Here is a 4,259-nt window from a genome sequence, read left to right as displayed (position 1 = left end):
GAGTGTGAGAGTGGAAAGTTCACACTGTGACGGTATCTTACCAGAAAGGGACGGCTAACTACGTGCCAGCAGCCGCGGTAATACGTAGGTCCCGAGCGTTGTCCGGATTTATTGGGCGTAAAGCGAGCGCAGGCGGTTAGATAAGTCTGAAGTTAAAGGCTGTGGCTTAACCATAGTACGCTTTGGAAACTGTTTAACTTGAGTGCAAGAGGGGAGAGTGGAATTCCATGTGTAGCGGTGAAATGCGTAGATATATGGAGGAACACCGGTGGCGAAAGCGGCTCTCTGGCTTGTAACTGACGCTGAGGCTCGAAAGCGTGGGGAGCAAACAGGATTAGATACCCTGGTAGTCCACGCCGTAAACGATGAGTGCTAGGTGTTAGACCCTTTCCGGGGTTTAGTGCCGCAGCTAACGCATTAAGCACTCCGCCTGGGGAGTACGACCGCAAGGTTGAAACTCAAAGGAATTGACGGGGGCCCGCACAAGCGGTGGAGCATGTGGTTTAATTCGAAGCAACGCGAAGAACCTTACCAGGTCTTGACATCCCTCTGACCGCTCTAGAGATAGAGCTTTCCTTCGGGACAGAGGTGACAGGTGGTGCATGGTTGTCGTCAGCTCGTGTCGTGAGATGTTGGGTTAAGTCCCGCAACGAGCGCAACCCCTATTGTTAGTTGCCATCATTCAGTTGGGCACTCTAGCGAGACTGCCGGTAATAAACCGGAGGAAGGTGGGGATGACGTCAAATCATCATGCCCCTTATGACCTGGGCTACACACGTGCTACAATGGCTGGTACAACGAGTCGCAAGCCGGTGACGGCAAGCTAATCTCTTAAAGCCAGTCTCAGTTCGGATTGTAGGCTGCAACTCGCCTACATGAAGTCGGAATCGCTAGTAATCGCGGATCAGCACGCCGCGGTGAATACGTTCCCGGGCCTTGTACACACCGCCCGTCACACCACGAGAGTTTGTAACACCCGAAGTCGGTGAGGTAACCGTAAGGAGCCAGCCGCCTAAGGTGGGATAGATGATTGGGGTGAAGTCGTAACAAGGTAGCCGTATCGGAAGGTGCGGCTGGATCACCTCCTTTCTAAGGATAAGGAACTGCGCATTGGTCTTGTTTAGTCTTGAGAGGTCTTGTGGGGCCTTAGCTCAGCTGGGAGAGCGCCTGCTTTGCACGCAGGAGGTCAGCGGTTCGATCCCGCTAGGCTCCATTGGTGAGAGATCACCAAGTAATGCACATTGAAAATTGAATATCTATATCAAATAGTAACAAGAAAATAAACCGAAAACGCTGTAGTATTAATAAGAGTTTATGACTGAAAGGTCAAAAATAAGGTTAAGTTAATAAGGGCGCACGGTGGATGCCTTGGCACTAGGAGCCGAAGAAGGACGTGACAAACGACGATATGCCTTGGGTAGCTGTAAGTAAGCGATGATCCAGGGATTTCCGAATGGGGGAACCCAACAGGTACTACCTGTTACCCGCATCTGTTAAGGATGTGAGGAGGAAGACGCAGTGAACTGAAACATCTAAGTAGCTGCAGGAAGAGAAAGCAAAAGCGATTGCCTTAGTAGCGGCGAGCGAAACGGCAGGAGGGCAAACCGAAGAGTTTACTCTTCGGGGTTGTAGGACTGCAATGTGGACTCAAAGATTATAGAAGAATGATTTGGGAAGATCAGCCAAAGAGAGTAATAGCCTCGTATTTAAAATAGTCTTTGTACCTAGCAGTATCCTGAGTACGGCGGGACACGAGAAATCCCGTCGGAATCTGGGAGGACCATCTCCCAACCCTAAATACTCCCTAGTGACCGATAGTGAACCAGTACCGTGAGGGAAAGGTGAAAAGCACCCCGGGAGGGGAGTGAAATAGAACCTGAAACCGTGTGCCTACAACAAGTTCGAGCCCGTTAATGGGTGAGAGCGTGCCTTTTGTAGAATGAACCGGCGAGTTACGTTATGATGCGAGGTTAAGTTGAAGAGACGGAGCCGTAGGGAAACCGAGTCTGAATAGGGCGGATTAGTATCATGACGTAGACCCGAAACCATGTGACCTACCCATGAGCAGGTTGAAGGTGCGGTAAGACGCACTGGAGGACCGAACCAGGGCACGTTGAAAAGTGCTTGGATGACTTGTGGGTAGCGGAGAAATTCCAAACGAACTTGGAGATAGCTGGTTCTCTCCGAAATAGCTTTAGGGCTAGCGTCGACATTAAGATTCTTGGAGGTAGAGCACTGTTTGGGTGAGGGGTCCATCCCGGATTACCAATCTCAGATAAACTCCGAATGCCAATGAATTATGGTCGGCAGTCAGACTGCGAGTGCTAAGATCCGTAGTCGAAAGGGAAACAGCCCAGACCACCAGCTAAGGTCCCAAAATAATTGTTAAGTGGAAAAGGATGTGGGGTTGCACAGACAACTAGGATGTTAGCTTAGAAGCAGCTATTCATTCAAAGAGTGCGTAATAGCTCACTAGTCGAGTGACCCTGCGCCGAAAATGTACCGGGGCTAAAACAATTTACCGAAGCTGTGGATACCTTTATAGGTATGGTAGGAGAGCGTTCTATGTGTGAAGAAGGTGTACCGTGAGGAGTGCTGGAACGCATAGAAGTGAGAATGCCGGTATGAGTAGCGAAAGACAGGTGAGAATCCTGTCCACCGTAAGACTAAGGTTTCCAGGGGAAGGCTCGTCCGCCCTGGGTTAGTCGGGACCTAAGGAGAGACCGAAAGGTGTATCCGATGGACAACAGGTTGATATTCCTGTACTAGAGTATGTAGTGATGGAGGGACGCAGTAGGCTAACTAAAGCAGACGATTGGAAGAGTCTGTCTAAGCAGTGAGGTGTGATATGAGTTAAATGCTTATATCTATAACATTGAGCTGTGATGGGGAGCGAAGTTTAGTAGCGAAGTTAGTGACGTCACACTGCCAAGAAAAGCTTCTAGCGTTTAAACATACTCTACCCGTACCGCAAACCGACACAGGTAGTCGAGGCGAGTAGCCTCAGGTGAGCGAGAGAACTCTCGTTAAGGAACTCGGCAAAATGACCCCGTAACTTCGGGAGAAGGGGTGCTGACTTTAAGTCAGCCGCAGTGAATAGGCCCAAGCAACTGTTTATCAAAAACACAGCTCTCTGCTAAATCGTAAGATGATGTATAGGGGGTGACGCCTGCCCGGTGCTGGAAGGTTAAGAGGAGTGCTTAGCGCAAGCGAAGGTATGAATTGAAGCCCCAGTAAACGGCGGCCGTAACTATAACGGTCCTAAGGTAGCGAAATTCCTTGTCGGGTAAGTTCCGACCCGCACGAAAGGCGTAATGATTTGGGCACTGTCTCAACGAGAGACTCGGTGAAATTTTAGTACCTGTGAAGATGCAGGTTACCCGCGACAGGACGGAAAGACCCCATGGAGCTTTACTGCAGTTTGATATTGAGTGTCTGTACCACATGTACAGGATAGGTAGGAGTCTATGAGATCGGGACGCCAGTTTCGAAGGAGACGTTGTTGGGATACTACCCTTGTGTTATGGCCACTCTAACCCGGATAGGTGATCCCTATCGGAGACAGTGTCTGACGGGCAGTTTGACTGGGGCGGTCGCCTCCTAAAAGGTAACGGAGGCGCCCAAAGGTTCCCTCAGAATGGTTGGAAATCATTCGCAGAGTGTAAAGGTATAAGGGAGCTTGACTGCGAGAGCTACAACTCGAGCAGGGACGAAAGTCGGGCTTAGTGATCCGGTGGTTCCGTATGGAAGGGCCATCGCTCAACGGATAAAAGCTACCCTGGGGATAACAGGCTTATCTCCCCCAAGAGTTCACATCGACGGGGAGGTTTGGCACCTCGATGTCGGCTCGTCGCATCCTGGGGCTGTAGTCGGTCCCAAGGGTTGGGCTGTTCGCCCATTAAAGCGGCACGCGAGCTGGGTTCAGAACGTCGTGAGACAGTTCGGTCCCTATCCGTCGCGGGCGTAGGAAATTTGAGAGGATCTGCTCCTAGTACGAGAGGACCAGAGTGGACTTACCGCTGGTGTACCAGTTGTCTTGCCAAAGGCATCGCTGGGTAGCTATGTAGGGAAGGGATAAACGCTGAAAGCATCTAAGTGTGAAACCCACCTCAAGATGAGATTTCCCATGATTTTATATCAGTAAGAGCCCTGAGAGATGATCAGGTAGATAGGTTAGAAGTGGAAGTGTGGCGACACATGTAGCGGACTAATACTAATAGCTCGAGGACTTATCCAAAGTAACTGAGAATATGAAAGCG

1 tRNA gene and 2 rRNA genes are annotated in these 4,259 nt (G+C 50.3%); all 3 read left to right on the top strand.

What is annotated here, in order from left to right:
- A 16S ribosomal RNA gene (locus KV696_RS09585) occupies positions 1–1,089 on the top strand; the annotation flags it as partial.
- Between the two features lie 51 nt (positions 1,090–1,140).
- Positions 1,141–1,213: transfer RNA gene (locus KV696_RS09580), tRNA-Ala, on the top strand.
- A 123-nt stretch (positions 1,214–1,336) separates the two neighbouring features.
- A 23S ribosomal RNA gene (locus tag KV696_RS09575) occupies positions 1,337–4,237 on the top strand.
- The last annotated feature ends 22 nt before the right edge of the window (positions 4,238–4,259 follow it).

The sequence above is a fragment of the Streptococcus humanilactis genome (genome assembly GCF_019448275.1).
Taxonomy (GTDB): Bacteria; Bacillota; Bacilli; order Lactobacillales; family Streptococcaceae; genus Streptococcus; species Streptococcus humanilactis.
Note: the sequence above shows the minus strand (reverse complement) of the source record. Positions and strands in the feature narration are given on the sequence as shown.